Origin of the sequence: Mesorhizobium australafricanum (assembly GCF_033977265.1) — a bacterium.
Lineage (GTDB): Bacteria > Pseudomonadota > Alphaproteobacteria > Rhizobiales > Rhizobiaceae > Mesorhizobium > Mesorhizobium australafricanum.
This window is the reverse complement of record NZ_JAVIIT010000021.1, coordinates 40585-54701: the sequence shown is the minus strand read 5'-3', so window position 1 is coordinate 54701 and position 14117 is coordinate 40585. Positions and strand designations below refer to the sequence as shown.

Annotated in this window: 15 protein-coding genes and 1 tRNA gene; 7 read left to right on the top strand and 9 right to left on the bottom strand. The window is 62.8% G+C overall.

Features of this window, described 5'->3' with window-relative positions:
* Window positions 1-36 precede the first annotated feature (36 nt).
* The 4 genes from RFM98_RS27805 to RFM98_RS27790 form a co-directional block, all read right to left on the bottom strand.
* Complete coding sequence (locus RFM98_RS27805) at window positions 37-861, bottom strand: ATP-binding cassette domain-containing protein (protein ID WP_320311767.1); 825 nt, start codon at window positions 859-861, stop codon at window positions 37-39.
* Complete coding sequence (locus tag RFM98_RS27800; protein ID WP_320311791.1) at window positions 861-1862, bottom strand: ABC transporter permease; 1002 nt, start codon at window positions 1860-1862, stop codon at window positions 861-863. The genes RFM98_RS27805 and RFM98_RS27800 overlap by 1 nt, the downstream gene beginning before the upstream one ends.
* Before the next feature lie 258 nt (window positions 1863-2120).
* A complete protein-coding gene (locus RFM98_RS27795; protein WP_320311766.1) occupies window positions 2121-3101 on the bottom strand; it encodes a sugar ABC transporter substrate-binding protein in 981 nt (326 codons plus the stop codon).
* Window positions 3102-3197: 96 nt separating this feature from the next.
* Window positions 3198-4217: a sterol desaturase family protein gene (locus RFM98_RS27790; RefSeq protein WP_320311765.1), complete on the bottom strand. Its 1020-nt coding sequence runs from the start codon at window positions 4215-4217 to the stop codon at window positions 3198-3200.
* Window positions 4218-4504: 287 nt separating this feature from the next.
* On the opposite strand from RFM98_RS27790, the gene RFM98_RS27785 reads away from it, so the two are divergent.
* Window positions 4505-5542, top strand: coding sequence for a LacI family DNA-binding transcriptional regulator (locus tag RFM98_RS27785; RefSeq protein ID WP_320311764.1), 1038 nt, complete (start codon window positions 4505-4507; stop codon window positions 5540-5542).
* 555 nt (window positions 5543-6097) lie between these two features.
* Here RFM98_RS27785 and RFM98_RS27780 read toward each other — a convergent pair.
* Window positions 6098-6173 (bottom strand) — tRNA-Ile (locus tag RFM98_RS27780).
* A gap of 226 nt (window positions 6174-6399) precedes the next feature.
* Here RFM98_RS27780 and RFM98_RS27775 point away from each other — a divergent pair.
* The gene (locus RFM98_RS27775; RefSeq protein ID WP_320215629.1) at window positions 6400-7110 is read left to right on the top strand and encodes an SIMPL domain-containing protein; all 711 of its coding nucleotides are present in this window, start codon (window positions 6400-6402) and stop codon (window positions 7108-7110) included.
* Between the two features lie 218 nt (window positions 7111-7328).
* Here the strand turns inward: RFM98_RS27775 and RFM98_RS27770 are convergent, their stop codons facing one another.
* Together RFM98_RS27770 and RFM98_RS27765 are read right to left on the bottom strand one after the other, a co-directional pair.
* Window positions 7329-7703: a hypothetical protein gene (locus RFM98_RS27770; RefSeq protein ID WP_320311763.1), complete on the bottom strand. Its 375-nt coding sequence runs from the start codon at window positions 7701-7703 to the stop codon at window positions 7329-7331.
* 237 nt (window positions 7704-7940) lie between these two features.
* Window positions 7941-8387 (bottom strand): YcgN family cysteine cluster protein, encoded by a 447-nt coding sequence (locus RFM98_RS27765; RefSeq protein WP_320215673.1) that lies wholly within the window; start codon window positions 8385-8387, stop codon window positions 7941-7943.
* Between the two features lie 195 nt (window positions 8388-8582).
* On the opposite strand from RFM98_RS27765, the gene RFM98_RS27760 reads away from it, so the two are divergent.
* The 3 genes from RFM98_RS27760 to RFM98_RS27750 all read left to right on the top strand — a co-directional run bounded on the left by RFM98_RS27760 (window position 8583) and on the right by RFM98_RS27750 (window position 11773).
* Window positions 8583-10829 carry an OmpA family protein gene (locus RFM98_RS27760; RefSeq protein WP_320311762.1) on the top strand — a complete coding sequence of 749 codons (2247 nt, stop codon included), beginning with the start codon at window positions 8583-8585 and terminating at the stop codon, window positions 10827-10829.
* Window positions 10830-11130: 301 nt separating this feature from the next.
* The gene (locus RFM98_RS27755; protein ID WP_320311761.1) at window positions 11131-11706 is read left to right on the top strand and encodes a TIGR00645 family protein; all 576 of its coding nucleotides are present in this window, start codon (window positions 11131-11133) and stop codon (window positions 11704-11706) included.
* Entirely contained in the window at window positions 11666-11773 is a 108-nt protein-coding gene (locus RFM98_RS27750) for a type II toxin-antitoxin system ParD family antitoxin (protein ID WP_320311760.1), read from the top strand. Before RFM98_RS27755 ends, RFM98_RS27750 begins: the two co-directional genes overlap by 41 nt.
* A 6-nt stretch (window positions 11774-11779) precedes the next feature.
* On the opposite strand, the gene RFM98_RS27745 is transcribed toward RFM98_RS27750, so the two are convergent.
* Window positions 11780-12646, bottom strand: a complete 867-nt coding sequence (locus tag RFM98_RS27745; protein WP_320311759.1) for an SDR family oxidoreductase — start codon at window positions 12644-12646, stop codon at window positions 11780-11782.
* 161 nt (window positions 12647-12807) lie between these two features.
* On the opposite strand from RFM98_RS27745, the gene RFM98_RS27740 reads away from it, so the two are divergent.
* Both RFM98_RS27740 and RFM98_RS27735 read left to right on the top strand, forming a co-directional pair.
* Window positions 12808-13074: a type II toxin-antitoxin system VapB family antitoxin gene (locus RFM98_RS27740; protein ID WP_320311758.1), complete on the top strand. Its 267-nt coding sequence runs from the start codon at window positions 12808-12810 to the stop codon at window positions 13072-13074.
* Window positions 13071-13460: a type II toxin-antitoxin system VapC family toxin gene (locus tag RFM98_RS27735; RefSeq protein ID WP_320311757.1), complete on the top strand. Its 390-nt coding sequence runs from the start codon at window positions 13071-13073 to the stop codon at window positions 13458-13460. The genes RFM98_RS27740 and RFM98_RS27735 overlap by 4 nt, the downstream gene beginning before the upstream one ends.
* Before the next feature lie 4 nt (window positions 13461-13464).
* On the opposite strand, the gene RFM98_RS27730 is transcribed toward RFM98_RS27735, so the two are convergent.
* Window positions 13465-14112, bottom strand: coding sequence for a helix-turn-helix transcriptional regulator (locus RFM98_RS27730; protein ID WP_320311756.1), 648 nt, complete (start codon window positions 14110-14112; stop codon window positions 13465-13467).
* Between the last annotated feature and the right edge of the window lie 5 nt (window positions 14113-14117).

Genomic DNA, 14117 nt, shown 5'->3' with positions numbered 1-14117 from the left:
AGATGCCCGGGAGGAGGAGATGGGCGTCTTCACTGGTCACGCATGGCTTGCGCCATGCGGCGCATGCCCGTCATCAGCCATGGAGAAGCTCTCGATCTCGGCCTCAAGCTCGGCCATCTGCTCGCCCCCCGCCATCAGGTCGGTGATCGCCTCGCGGCTTTTCTCGCCCTTGCGGAAATCGGCGGCCTTGGCGCCCCTGATGAGGACGGCGAAGTGGTCACCAACGGTCAGCGCATGGACGACATTGTGGGTGATAAAGATCACCGCGATGCCCTTGCGGCGCGCCTGGAGCACGATGCGCAGCACGTGCGCCGCCTCCTTGACGCCGAGCGCCGCGGTCGGCTCGTCGAGGATCAGCACGCTGGCGCCGAAATGCACGGCGCGTGCGATCGCCAGCGCCTGGCGTTCGCCACCTGACAGTCCGCCGACGAGGCGATCGCCGTCGTCGATGCGGGTGATGCCGAGCTGGCGCATCTCGGTGACGGCGATCTCGTTGGCCCGCTTGCGGTCGTAGATGGTCAGCGGCCCCCAGCGCCGCGTCGGCTCGGCACCGACGAAGAAGGAGCGGCCGATGCTCATCAGCGGGAACGTGCCGCCGAACTGGTGGACGGTGGCGATGCCATGGTCGCTGGCGTCGCGGGGGCTGTCGAAGGCGACTGATCTGCCGTCCATTTCCATCGTGCCCGACGTCGGCCTGTGGACACCGGAGAGGATCTTGATCAGCGTCGACTTGCCGGCGCCATTGTCGCCGAGCAGGCACAGCACCTCACCTCTGTTGACCTCGAGCGAGACGTCGTGGAGCACGTCGATCGGACCGAACGACTTGTTGATCCCGGTCAGCCGGAGCAGGGGCGGTGTCATCAGCGAGCCCTCGATTTGGTGCGCGGCGCGTAGGTCAACGCCATGGTACGGAAAGTGTTGTTCATCAGCACGGCCGCCAGCAGCAGGACGCCGATGATCAGGCTTGCCCAGTTGGCGTCGAAGCCGGTGTAGAAAATGCCCTGGTTGACGATGGAAAAGGTCAGCGTGCCCAAAACGATGCCGACCACCGATCCGTAGCCGCCGGTGAGCAGCACGCCGCCGATGACCACCGCGATGATCGAGTTGAAGATGAAGGACTGGCCGGCGGCCACCTGGGCACTGTTGTAGAGGATCGCCTGCGACATGCCGACAAAGGAGGCGCACAGGCCGCTGCTCATGAACAGCGCGATGGTCACCCGGTCGGTCGGGATGCCGGCATTGCGGGCGCTGACGGCGTCGCCGCCCATGGCCAGGATCCAGTTGCCGAAGCGCGAGAAGTTCAGGATGAAGCCGACGATCAAAACGGCGGCGATCCACCAGAACAGCGTCACCTCGAACTTGCCGCCGAGATAGTCGCCGAACAGCAGCTTGGCGGTGGAACCACTCTTCAGCGCGACGCTGGTGCTGCCGGACAGGATGACCGAGAGGCCGAGTGTCAGGCCAGCCAATGCGAACAGCGTGGCGAGCGTAACGACGAAGGACGGCACTTTGGTGCGGATCACCAGCACGCCGTTGATGAAGCCGACGGCGAGCCCAAGGCCAAGCGCGGCGAGGATGCCGACGATGATCGGCAGGTCGTAGTGGCCCGACAGGATGGCAATGGTCATCGAACTGGCGGGGACCATCGAGCCGACGGAGAGATCAAGATGCCCGGCGATCATCAGCAACCCGATGGGAAGCGCGATGATGCCGAGTTCCGAGGCGACGTTGAGCCAACTCGCGGCGCCGCCGGCCGACAGGAAATTGGCGCCGCCGAAGATCGAGAAGAAGACCAGAACGGCGACCATGCCGATCAGCGAACCGACCTCGGGCCGGCGCACGAGGCTGCCGATCGAGGGCATCGAAGGGCGCTGAGAGGGCGGCGCAGTGGCTGCCATGGCGGGTTGGTCATGGGCTTGGGATGTCATCGAAATGTCCCTGGCGTTGTGGCTTGAAATATGGCTCCCCTTCTCCCCTTGTGGAGGAAGGTGTGCCGCAGGCGACGGATGAGGGGCGTTCCAGCTTGGCAAGGACGGCGATCCCGTCACGCACCCCTCATCGGTCTCGGCGCTGCGCGCCGATCCACCTTCTCCCACAAGGGGAGATGGTGAGGCGTAGCGTTATCGAGCGCCGGCCGCGGCACCAGCCATCGTCGCATCGACATTGGCGGCGTCGACGATCCCCGGTCCGGTCAGCACCGGCTTGGTCGGCAGGTCGAGCCCATAGTTGACGAAGCCGTTCAGCAGCGACACCGCAAGAAAGCCCTGCAGATAAGGCTGCTGGTCGACAGCGAACATCTGCGTGCCAGCCTTGATGCGCTGCAGGCCGGTCTCGTCCATGTCGAACGAAGCGAGCTTGACCTTTTCACCGGCATTGGCCTGGCTGATGGCGTTGGCGGCACTGTTGGCGTCGCCGGCGCTGATGGTGATGACACCGTCGATGGTGTTGTCCTTCAGCACGGCGGCCTTGATCGCTTCTGCGACTGCTGTCGGGTTGCCGAAGCTCGACGACGGCAGCGGCAACTGGCTCGATTTGCCGCCGCTCTTGGCGATGGCGTCGGCAATGCCCTTGCAGCGGTCTTCGGTGTTGGTGGCGCCCGGCAAAGTGTTGACGCACAGCACGTTCTTGGAACCATGGCTGCCGTAATAGGTGCCGCCGCCCAGGCCAGCGGCGTATTCTTCATTGCCGACATAGTTCATGGCACCGAGCCGCTTGGCCGCGTCCATGCCGCCGGAATTGTAGATGATGAGCGGCACGCCTGCCGCAACGACTTCCTTGAAAGCATCGTCCATGGCCTCGGGCACCCAGTCGGGACCGACAATGGCGCTCGGCTTCTGGCTGAGCGCGGTGCGGATCAGCTTGGCCGCGTCCGGCCCGAGATTGTCGTAGTTCTGCGGGCCGAGCCAGGTGACAGAGCCGCCGGTCAGTTCGGCGACCTTGCCGGCATCGTCGGCGCCCTTCTTGACCTTCGACCAGAACGGGTCGTCCGCCTTACCGCCGATGACGAAGATCTTCGCGCCATCGGCCATGGCTGCCGTGGCCGATGTCGCCGCCACGCCCGCAAGCATGATCGCCGTCAACAGTTTCGTGATCGTTCTCATTTCATTTCCTCCCGGTTGCCGTCGTCAGACGGGTTTAGAAAAAATCGAATTCATCCGCAGGCGCGCACCTCTCCCGTTGCGCGTTGCGTCGCTTGATCAATGGTTCGCCGCGGCCTTGGCGTTCATACGTTCCTTCTTTTTCTGGAAGCGGGCGTCCATCATGGCGTCGCCTTGCTTGGTGCCGTCGTGCCAGGTGCCGAACCATCGATCGAGCGGGATCAGCCCGTCACCGCCATAGTTCACCTCGAAAAATTTGTGGTGCAGGTAGTGTGTGTAGGCGTGGCTATCGACGGCCGTGTCCTCGCTCACCTCGAGCTTGTCGAAGCCGAGATGGCCATTGACGGCGCCGAAGCCGGCGACATGCAGTTGGAACAGCGCGACGATCGGATTGGACGGGATAACCAGGTGCCAGAAGGCCACCGCGTGATAGAGAAACCCTTCCACCGGATGCATCGACAGCGACGACCAGGGCGACGGGTTGATCGAGTTGTGGTGGACCGAATGGATCCAGCGATAGAGCGGGCCCCAGTGGATCAGGCGATGGATGAAGAAGAAATGCACCTCGTGGATGGCCGGCGCGACCAGCACAAGTGCGGCGAGGTAGACCGGGTGATCTTGCCAGCCGACCCACGGCACGTAGCCATTGGCAAAGCACCACAGGAAGACGACTTCGACCACCGTCCATAGCGGAATGGTGATGAAGAACGAGCGCAGGAAGTTGTCGAGGTTCTGGCTCTGGAACCAGAACACGTCGGAGGGCGCGTCGGCAGGGAATTTGTGGTTGTACTTGAACCGCGTCGCCTGGGTTCGCTTGATGTAGTAGCGCAGCTCGAAGATGCCGTAGAAGACGAGGATCGCCGCCGCGTTGACGGCGTAGAGCCACAGCGCCCAGCCCCAGCTGATCGTCTTCATCGTCTCGACGCTCGGGACGATATAGAACCAGTAGAGCAGCGCCGTGGCCATGTGGAAAGCATTCCACGGCCAGATATAGCCGGGCAGCCACGCCAGAATCTTCGGCAGCCTGGGCGGCCAGTTCCACAACGGCGCTCCCTCGATGCGTCCGTTCGGCTTCCAGTCGCCGCGCTTGTCGCGCACGCCGTATCTGAGATCGTCCATGCAATCCTCCACCCGCAATGCCGCACCTGCGACGCCTTGGGACGGGCCGCACGCGCGTACGCTGCCTCACACCGCCTGAGAGCGATGGGCGAAACCCGTCTGCGCTGTGCTGCTGCTATTCCCTGGGCTGGCGGTGCGTCCGCCTTGCTTGCTTTTGACGAGATAAACATCTTGATCCAAAATGAATCAAGAATAGAATATTTGTTCCAAACTGATTGTGCCATTTATATCAATTTGGCACGATAAATGATATCTTCGTATCAATTGCTACAGGCGGATGAGACGAAATGGATCAGAACAAGCGGCCGACGATCAGGGATGTGGCCGCCGAGGCGAATGTTTCGGTGGCCACCGTCAACCGCGTGCTGAGCGGCGCCGGCGCCGTCCGCCAGGGCACGCGCGAGCGCGTCAGGCTGGCAGCCGAGCAGATCGGCTTCTACGGCATGGGCGCGCTGCGCAGCCGCATAGCGGCCGCCCGGCCGCACTACCGCTTTGGCTTCCTGCTGCACCAGCCAGGCCGCGCCTTCTACCGCAACATCGCCGAGGCGCTGCGCGCGGTGGCCCCGACCATGCCCGACTGCGAGATAGAGCTGCGAATCGAGTTTCTTGACGACCTGTCGCCGCAGAATGTCGCAGCTCGCCTGCTGGCGCTCGGGGCTGAATGCGACGCCGTCGGCGTCGTCGCCGCCGTTCATCCGCTTGTCACCCAGGCGGTCGATGCGCTGCAGGCCCGCAACGTGCCGGTCTTTGCGCTGATCTCGCAGATCTCGGCGACGGGTCAGGTTCATTACATCGGGCTGGACGGCTGGAAGGTCGGCCGCACCGCAGCCTGGGTGTTCGAGCATGTCTGCAAGGCGCCCGGCAAGCTCGGCATCCTTGTCGGCAATCACCGCTATCGCTGCCAGGAAATGAACGAGAGCGGCTTCCGCTCCTATTTCCGCGAGCACGCCCCTGATTTCACGCTGCTGGAGCCGCTGCTGACCTTCGAATCGAGCGCCATCGCACAGGAGATGACCGAGAGGCTGCTGAACGAAAATCCGGATCTGTCCGGCCTCTATGTCGCCGGTGGTGGCATCACCGGCACCATCGCGGCCCTGCGCTCCACCGGCCGCGCCGGCAGCATCGTCGTCGTCGGCTATGAGTTGATGGAGTCGACCCGCCCGGCGCTGCTCGACGGCACCCTGACCTTCATCATCTCGCACCCGCTCGCCCGAATAGCGATCGAAGCGCTGACCGGTATGGTCCGCGCCGTTTCCGCCCCGAACGATGGTGGCAATTTGACCGCCATCTTGCCGTTCGAGGTATACACGCGGGAGAATATTTAGAGTAAAGATTGCAGCACGGCGTTAGGAGCTTCATATCAGGGGCGAGATGGGGCACGACGTTTCTGGCATCGACGCATAGCTTTCCGCGGACGTCCGATCTTGGACAAAGTCCAACACGCCGGAAAACGGCCGACATCAGGCGCGAAGCCGTCGTTCAACAGGCGCAGCGAGAACGACGGCCATAAATAACGGTTCGGCGGAAGCCTTCTTCCAAGTCGAGATAACACAGCTGCAATGACCATTGGGACACGGTTGCTGTTTTCACACCAGCTTACTCACAGCCGCGGCCTATCAATGTAGCGCTCCAAACCATCCCGATCGCACGCCGTTACCGCCTTTTGCCGCCCCTATCGTCCAGTGGTCTTTTCAGCCTTGAAACAACTGGGCTATGCGCAACCTCATCGACGAACAGGGGCAAGGTAAAAGATAGCGACAGGCATAGATCGTCCGGATCATGTTCATGCCAGAACCAATGAACTGAGTCCGGCGCAGAACAAAGCGAACTGGCCCACTTCCGGACGAAGTTGACCATAAGTGATTGATATTGAAAGGTTTTGGTGGGCCCGGAGGGACTCGAACCCCCAACCAAGCGGTTATGAGCCGCCGGCTCTAACCATTGAGCTACAGGCCCCACGCGGGCTGGCTTAGTGTTTTTCGCCGTCTCGCACAAGGCTTTCGAAAGCGCTGGCGGGAACCGTCAAAATCAGCCCATATTCGCTGCGTAGAGCGGCTTGCGCCCATAAGGCGCGTGAACAGGTCCAGGCCCCATGCGCCGCATTGCAGGGAATCGACACCTTTTTCGGGGTCGAGGCAGATTGCGGCACCGGGCTGCGGACCGCAGACTTCGAGGAGTTTTCATGACCAGACATCTTTTGCCCATCGCGCTCGCTGCCGCGGTGGCGTTCCCTGCGCTGGCAAGCGCCGCCGACACCCAGCCCCCGCCCCGCATCATCGTATCGGGCGAAGGCGAAGCGACCGTGGCGCCTGACATGGCGATCCTTTCGCTCAGCGTCATGCGTGAGGCAAAGAGCGCGCGTGAGGCGCTCGACGCCAACAACGACGCCATGGCCGCGGTGATTGCTGCGATGAAATCCGCCGGCATCGCCGAGCGCGACCTGCAGACCGCGGGCATCCAGATCAATCCGCGCTACAACTACACCAACAAGGCCGACGGCAGCCAGGAGGCAGAGCTCGTCGCCTATCAGGTGACCAACACGCTGTCGGTACGCGTGCGCGATGTCGACAAGACAGGCGAGATCCTCGACAAGGCGGTGTCGCTCGGCGTCAACCAGGGCGGCGGCATCATCTTCACCAACGACGATCCGAAGGCAACGATCACCCAGGCGCGCAAGAAGGCCGTCGCCGACGCGATGGCGAAGGCAAAGACGCTCGCCGAAGCGGCCGGCGTCAGCCTGGGCAAGGTGCTCGAGATCACCGACCAGAACGTCGCGCCGGTGCCGATGCCGATGGCCGCCAAGTCGTTCGATGCCGCCCGTTCGGCCGTGCCGGTGCAGGCTGGCGAGAATTCCTACAACGTCCAGGTCACGGTCACCTTCGAGCTGAAGTGACGTCCGGCCCGCGTCGCGGGGCATGCCATCGACAAAAAGCCCCGAAGGATCGATCCTCCGGGGCTTTTTTCGAGCCGCGCCTCACTTTCAGGGGCTCCGCCAGTTAAGGCTGACCTTCGCAGAAGGTCAATGTCCTACAGGCGATCCTCGCAGAGGATCGTCCTTTCAGCTCATCTTTGTTTTGGGATTGATCTTCGCTGAAGATCATATCCAAAGCCTCAGCGATAGATGATCGGACAGCCGCGCTCGTTGGCGAAGACCACCACCACGCGGTCGCCATATTGACGGCCGGCCACCTTCACCGTGCGGCGGCTGATGTCGACGATGCGGGCGCGGTGCAGGCCAATGCGTTCGGCCTTGTCGAGCGCGCGATCCGGCGAGCAGCCGCGCCAGTCGCGATCGCGGCGCCAGTCGCGGTCGCGGCGCCAGTCGCGGCGGCCATAGTCATCGTCACCGCCGGTATAAACGCCGAAACGCGGATCGTGCCTGTCCCCGAAACCGAGATAGAGGCTGTCCGCATGCGCCGGAACGGCGGCGAGCGTGCCAAGCCCGACAAGGGCCGAAAGGGCTGCCGTCTTGATCGTGTTGAACATCGTCTTGTCTCCTTGTTGTGGGCTTTCGCCCCTCACAGTGATGATTGGCGAACCAATGATTGGAGAATGCCTTTTTGTGTCTGAACTTTCTGCGAACCGGCCATTCATGTCCGGTTCATATGGCAAGAAGATGCGAACACGTCAGGGTTCGTCATCAATATGCATTGCAAGCCGTTCGAGGTTTGTCATCTAAACGCGAGCCCATCAGGGTTCGTCGTTCCTCGTCAGAAGCGCCCCTCAGGGTTCGTCATCAAGTATATAGTCAAAATAGTCGTCCGGCTCGGCCAGGTCGGTTTCCTTGGCCTTCACCCGGCCTCGGATTGAAATGCCGGCTTCGTGCACGGTCTCGGCACTTCCAGAAACAAGTCTGTGCCACCAATAGAGATCATGGCCTTCGGCGACCAACCGGTAAGCGCAGGTTTTTGGCAGCCAGGTGATGGTGCGCACATTCTGCGGCGTCAGCCCGACGCAGTCAGGCACCCGCGCCAGGCGGTTCGCATAGTCCGAGCAGCGGCAGTTTTCGGCATCGAACAGCCGGCAGCCAACGCTGGTCCAGAAGATTTCGCCCGTATCCTCGTCCTCGAGCTTCGACAGGCAGCATTTGCCGCAGCCGTCGCAAAGCGATTCCCATTCGGCCGGGGTCATCGCCTCAAGCGCCTTGGTTTTCCAGAATGGTGCTGTCATTTCGCTGGATTTGGCCCTCCGCGGCCTTCCGGTCAAGCACTGCTGTCACAGTGACCCGGTATCAACATTACAAAAACACGAATTTGCCTTCAAAAGGCCGGCCAGGCATCCTTGGCTGGCGCCAATGCCCGACGGAACCAATTGCGGTTGATGAAAGTTTGGGCAGGGATGGGACCCCACTAGGAGAAAATTGATATGAAACGCCAACCACGGATTCTGGCGGGCACTGCAATCGGCCTGCTTATGGCATCCGCGCCGTTGGGCGCGTACCCGTTGCAGGGGGGTGTCGCTTCTGGCAGCCTGCACGGCGCACCGCTCGTCCTCGCGCAGGCCGCCTGTGCCGAAGGCCAGTCGGCCGAGGAATGCGCGCAGGGCGGTCAGGAACAGCCGCGGAAAAAGAAGCGCGAACAGCAGCAGCAAAGCGAACCGGCGCCGGCAGCCGAGCAAGCCGCGCCCGCCGAGACCGAGCAGAAGCCGCGCAAGAAGCGGCAAGAGCAGCAGCAGATGGATAATGGCCAGTCCGGGGAAGCTACCCCGGCCGAGCAGTTGAAGCCGCGCAAGAAACGCGACCAACAGCAGCAGATCGAGGCCGCGCCCGCCGACCAGGGCGGCCAGCCTGCAACCGACGAGCAGCAGCCGCGCAAGAAGAAGCGCAACCAGCAGCAGATCGAAGCGGCACCGGCCGAACAGCCTGCGGAGCAGGTCGCGCCGGCCGCCGGCGACCAGCAACAGGGCGACCAGCAACAGGGCAACCAGGGCCGCAAGAAGCGCAAGCACGATCAGCAGCAGACCGAAGGTGCGCCCGCCGGCCAGGCAGGCGAGCAGGTTGTGCCGACCGAACAGACCGCTCCCGCCAACGACAACCAGCAGCAGGGCAACCAGGGCCGCAAGAAGCACCGGCAGAACCAGCAGAACGGGACCGCCCCGACTGAACAGGCACCGGCGAACGAGCCAGCTCAGAAGACCGCGCCGGCGGGTGAACCTGTGCCGCAGGCCGAGCCGCTGCAAAATGGCGAGCAGCCGGCCCAGGGCGAACAGACCCAGGACAAGAAGAAGCGCGGCAAGAAGCCGACTGTCGAACAGCCCGTCACCGGTGAACAGCCAGCGACCGGTGAACAGCCTGCGACCGGCGAGCAGCCTGCCACTGGCGAGCAAACAAAGACTGGCCGCAAGCCCCTCACCGGCGAGCAGCAACCCGCAACCGGCGAGCAGCCGGCCAACAACAACCAGCCAGCCAATGGCGGCAATGCCGCGCAGGGCGAAGCTCCCGCCAACCCGAACGAAGCGCCTGTCCTCGACAGCCAGAAGGACGTCCTGCGCAGGCACAAGGGCCGCCAGCCGGCCGGCCAGAACGAGAATGGCCAGGTCCAGCAAGGCGGCAACCAGGCCGAACAGCAAGGCGGCCAGCAGACGCCGAAGCCGGCTCCCGTCGACCAGGGCCCGCCGCCCACCGACGACAAGTCGGCGCAGCAGGCGATCACGCCCGAGAAGATCGCTCCTGTTATCGAGGAGAAGGGCAAGCGCGTCGAACTCACGCCCCAGGAGATTGTGCGCGATCGCCGCCGGCCGCAGGGCGCGGACGTGGTGAAGCAGCTCGGCGACCGCGTGATTCTCCAGTTCAACAACCAGACGTTCGTGGAAAGCAACGAGGCTCCTCGCATCACGCGCGGCGCCAGGGATGTCTACTACGAGGATCTTTCGGGCGGCCGCACCCGCGAAACCGTCGAGCGTGAGAACGGCATCCAGATCGTCACCATCCGCAACCGCAATGGCGACGTCATCAGGCGATCGCGCATAACGCCGGATGGCCACGAATATGTGCTGAGCTATGTCGACGAGCGCTACTACAATGATGTCGACGAATGGCGCGATCCGGGCGACGACCTGCCGCCGATGCGGCTGGACATCCCGCGCCGGCAGTACATCCTCGATTCCGAGGATGTCGAGAGCGATGACGACTACTACACCTTCCTCGAGCAGCCGCCGGTGGAAAGGGTGCAGCGCCTCTACTCGATCGACGAGGTCAAGCGCTCGGCCCGCGTGCGCGACATCGCCCGCCGCATCGATCTCGACACGCTGAACTTCGACTTCGGCTCGGCGACGATATCCGATCCCGAGGTGCAGAAGCTCGATGGCGTCGCCAGCGCCATGGAGAAGCTGCTCAAGAAGAACCCGGCGGAGACCTTCCTGATCGAAGGCCATACCGACGCCGTCGGCACGCCGGAGGCGAACCTCGCTCTGTCGGACCGTCGCGCTGAAGCGGTTGCCGAGGCACTCACCAACGCTTTCGGCATCCCGGCCGAGAATCTCACCACGCAGGGCTATGGCGAGCAGTATCTCAAGGTGAACACGCCCGATCCGAACCGTGAGAACCGCCGTGTCGCCATCCGCCGCATCACCTCGCTGGTGGCGCCGGTGGCAAGCAACAGCGGTCAGCAATGAGCGTATGATTTCAATATCCTGATCGGATTTTTGGAATCACCGCGTGAGATGAAGGCCCGTCCGCTCCGGACGGGCCTTTTTCCTTGCCGGCTCAAGAAGAATTGTCCCGCCTGACCCGCCCTGCTCATTGAATCGCCGCATTGCGACACCCAGATTCAAGGCAGGGCGTTCCCTGCCCTGTCCCGACTCCAGCGGGACACATTGAGCCCCGCCGGGTCCCTCTCCCGCGGGGCTTTTTTTGTCTTGAAAACCGGTCCTGTCTGACCGAAATACGACCAGACAAGAATTGCCGGAACACCTTATGAAGCGTCTCGAACTCGCCATCGAATCCGTCATCCTGGCCTCACGCTGGCTGCTGGTCGTCTTCTATCTCGGGCTCGGCGTAGCGCTGGCCATCTACGCGCTCTCTTTCGGCAAGAAGCTGTACGAGTTCGTGATGAGCGCCTTCACGCTCGGCGACACCGACACGATCCTGAAGATGCTGGGCTTGATCGACGCCGCCCTCGTCGCCTCGCTGGTGGTGATGGTGATCATCTCGGGCTACGAGAATTTCGTCAGCCGCTTCGACGGGCAGGACGGCGAGGTCCACTGGCTGGGAACGATCGATGTCGGCTCGCTGAAGGTCAAGGTCGCCTCGACCATCGTCGCGATCTCCTCCATCCACCTTTTGCAGGTGTTCCTGAATTCGGTGTCCTACACGACCGACCAGCTGATGTGGCTGACCATCATCCATCTCGCCTTCGTCGTCTCGGCGCTGATGCTGGCCTATATCGACCGCGTGATGGCGTTGGCCAAGGGAAAGAAGGCTGATGACTTTAAAAGAGACCGAGGACCGGTTGCGCCTCGAACGGCTTCGCAAGGCGATCGACGAGGGTGACCGGTCGGGTGAACCAGAACCGTTCGATTTCGAGTGTTTTTATCGCAATGAAGAAACGTCCGCGTGACGCCAGTCAGTAGATGTTTTTGATGTTGGTTTCAGTTCTGGCGAACACCTCGTCAGGAACAAAGAAATCGCCCGCAAGCGCCCCCTTGGCGCCCGGCGCATAGACCGAAAAGTCCGTAACGCCTTCAGCTCGCAGCACCTCTTCGTCGATGTAGAAATTGCCGGTCGCCTCGCGCGACGGGCGCATGAAGATCGCATGCGCAGCGTCGGCCATGATGTCGGGCGAGCGGCTCATCGCCGCTACCGTCGCGCCGCCCAGAAGATTGCGCACCGCGGCCGTATCGATAGTCGAGATCGGCCACAGCGAATTAACCGCGATACCAGCTCCAGCGAATTCGGCGCTCATGCCAAGCGTGCACATCGACATGCCGAACTTGGCCATGGTGTAGGCGACGTGGTTCTTGAACCACTTGGCCTTCATGTCGAGGGGCGGCGCCAGATTCAGGATATGAGGATTCTTTGCCAACTTAAGCTGGGGGATGCACATTTTGGAGACCAGGAACGTGCCGCGCGTGTTGATCTGGTGCATCAGATCGTAGCGCTTCATGTCGGTCTCCAGCGTGCCGGTCAGCTGGATGGCGCTGGCATTGTTGACGCAGATGTCGATGCCGCCGAACCGGTCGACCGTCTTGGCCACCGCGTCGGCGACCTGAGCCTCGTCGCGTATGTCGCAAAGCACCGGCAGCGCCTTGCCGCCGGCCTGCTCGATCTCGTCGGCAGCGCTGTAGATCGTACCCGGCAGCTTCGGATGCGGCTCGGCGGTCTTGGCCGCGATCGTCACATTGGCGCCGTCACGCGCAGCCCGCAGCGCGATCGCCAGCCCGATACCGCGCGATCCGCCCGAGATGAACAGCGTCTTTCCGTTGAGCGACATTCTTCGCCTCCCTGTCTTTCCTCGGTGAGATCGATCCTTGCCCGCACCGGCCCGCGGACACAAGGGCGCGCGCATATGGTCCGTGGTGACGCAGCGGAGCCTCGCCGCCTTGCCGAACCCGGCGTAGAGTATATATTCTATACAGAAAGGTAGAATATAGAATGGCGCTGTCGATCAAGAACCTCGAAGTCGAGCAACTGGCGCGGGAACTTGCCCGCCGCCGCCGCGTGTCCGTGACCGAAGCGATCCGCCAGAGCCTCGAGCGTGAGGTGGCGCGCGAGCGGCTGGTGCCTCGAGACGAAAGCAACGATCTTTTCCAACGTCTTATGGCGATTTCGGACAGCGCCGCGCAGATTCCGAAACGGGAGAATGCGATGACCGAGGATGAGATCCTTGGCTATGACGACCTTGGAATCCCGACGCGATGATCATCGACTCGTCGGCCCTGGTCGCGATTCTCCGTCGAGAGCCTGGCCATGACCGTTTCGTGCGGGCGATTGCTGACGCCGGAAGACGATTGATCGCTGCACCAATCCTGCTCGAAACGAGCATGGTGCTCGCCGGCGGATGGCAGGACGAAATCGTGGACCGGCTCGACACCTTCCTGCGCGAGGCCTCCATCGAAACCATCGCCTTCACCGCCGAGCATGCCGCCGTCGCGCGCCAAGCGTTCCTGCGTTACGGCAAAGGCCGTCATCCCGCGGCGTTGAACTTTGGCGATTGTATTTCTTATGCTACTGCCCGGCTCGAAGCGATGCCGCTGCTGTTCAAGGGCGATGATTTCCGCCAGACCGATATCGAAGCGGCCATTTGAGGCATCACACCAGCACCAGCCCTTGTCGCATCGCAATCGCGATCGCGTCGGTCCGGTTGGCGGCGCCGAGCTTGATCAGGATGGCGGCGACATGGAACTTCGCCGTGTGCACCGAAATGTTGAGCCGTCGGGCGATCACCTTGTTCGGCGCGCCTTCGGCCAAAAGTGCCAGTACTTCCGCCTCGCGCGGCGACAAGGCCGGGCGCGGATGGTTGTCGTCGGGCGTCTCCTCCTCGGACAGTTCGCCGTGGAATTCGCCATCAGAGGCGACCTCCGACGGCTCGGCCCGCCTAACGCGATAGCCTGACGCCGCCAACCGCAAGGCGGCGGCAATCAGCAGGCCGTCGGCCAAGGTCGGCAACACGGCAAGCACGTTGGCGGGCAGTTGTTCGCTGCCGGCGCGCCGCGAGAGCAGAACGACAGGCGTGGTCGAGCCGATGGCGCGGTTTGCCAATGCCGTCTCGTCGGTCACCGCGACATCCGCTGTCTGACCGTTGCTGCTTCCAGCCAGCGTCGGCAGCAGATCGTCGCTGGCCGCAAGCGCGTCAGTCAGTTGCTCGGCGCGCGCGGCGTCGCCAAGCGCGATCAGCACCGTCAGCCGGTGGGTTACCGGCTGCGTTCGCTCGATAGTTTGCGCTGCGCTGTTCGCCATCGGCC

What these genes read in the sequence shown, in the direction of transcription:
- RFM98_RS27805 (WP_320311767.1), bottom strand. Translation starts at nt 861, where the DNA reads ATGACACCGCCCCTGCTCCGGCTGACCGGGATCAACAAGTCGTTCGGT.
- RFM98_RS27800 (WP_320311791.1), bottom strand. Translation starts at nt 1,862, where the DNA reads ATGCCCTCGATCGGCAGCCTCGTGCGCCGGCCCGAGGTCGGTTCGCTG.
- RFM98_RS27795 (WP_320311766.1), bottom strand. Translation starts at nt 3,101, where the DNA reads ATGAGAACGATCACGAAACTGTTGACGGCGATCATGCTTGCGGGCGTG.
- RFM98_RS27790 (WP_320311765.1), bottom strand. Translation starts at nt 4,217, where the DNA reads ATGGACGATCTCAGATACGGCGTGCGCGACAAGCGCGGCGACTGGAAG.
- RFM98_RS27785 (WP_320311764.1), top strand. Translation starts at nt 4,505, where the DNA reads ATGGATCAGAACAAGCGGCCGACGATCAGGGATGTGGCCGCCGAGGCG.
- RFM98_RS27775 (WP_320215629.1), top strand. Translation starts at nt 6,400, where the DNA reads ATGACCAGACATCTTTTGCCCATCGCGCTCGCTGCCGCGGTGGCGTTC.
- RFM98_RS27770 (WP_320311763.1), bottom strand. Translation starts at nt 7,703, where the DNA reads ATGTTCAACACGATCAAGACGGCAGCCCTTTCGGCCCTTGTCGGGCTT.
- RFM98_RS27765 (WP_320215673.1), bottom strand. Translation starts at nt 8,387, where the DNA reads ATGACAGCACCATTCTGGAAAACCAAGGCGCTTGAGGCGATGACCCCG.
- RFM98_RS27760 (WP_320311762.1), top strand. Translation starts at nt 8,583, where the DNA reads ATGAAACGCCAACCACGGATTCTGGCGGGCACTGCAATCGGCCTGCTT.
- RFM98_RS27755 (WP_320311761.1), top strand. Translation starts at nt 11,131, where the DNA reads ATGAAGCGTCTCGAACTCGCCATCGAATCCGTCATCCTGGCCTCACGC.
- RFM98_RS27745 (WP_320311759.1), bottom strand. Translation starts at nt 12,646, where the DNA reads ATGTCGCTCAACGGAAAGACGCTGTTCATCTCGGGCGGATCGCGCGGT.
- RFM98_RS27740 (WP_320311758.1), top strand. Translation starts at nt 12,808, where the DNA reads ATGGCGCTGTCGATCAAGAACCTCGAAGTCGAGCAACTGGCGCGGGAA.
- RFM98_RS27735 (WP_320311757.1), top strand. Translation starts at nt 13,071, where the DNA reads ATGATCATCGACTCGTCGGCCCTGGTCGCGATTCTCCGTCGAGAGCCT.
- RFM98_RS27730 (WP_320311756.1), bottom strand. Translation starts at nt 14,112, where the DNA reads ATGGCGAACAGCGCAGCGCAAACTATCGAGCGAACGCAGCCGGTAACC.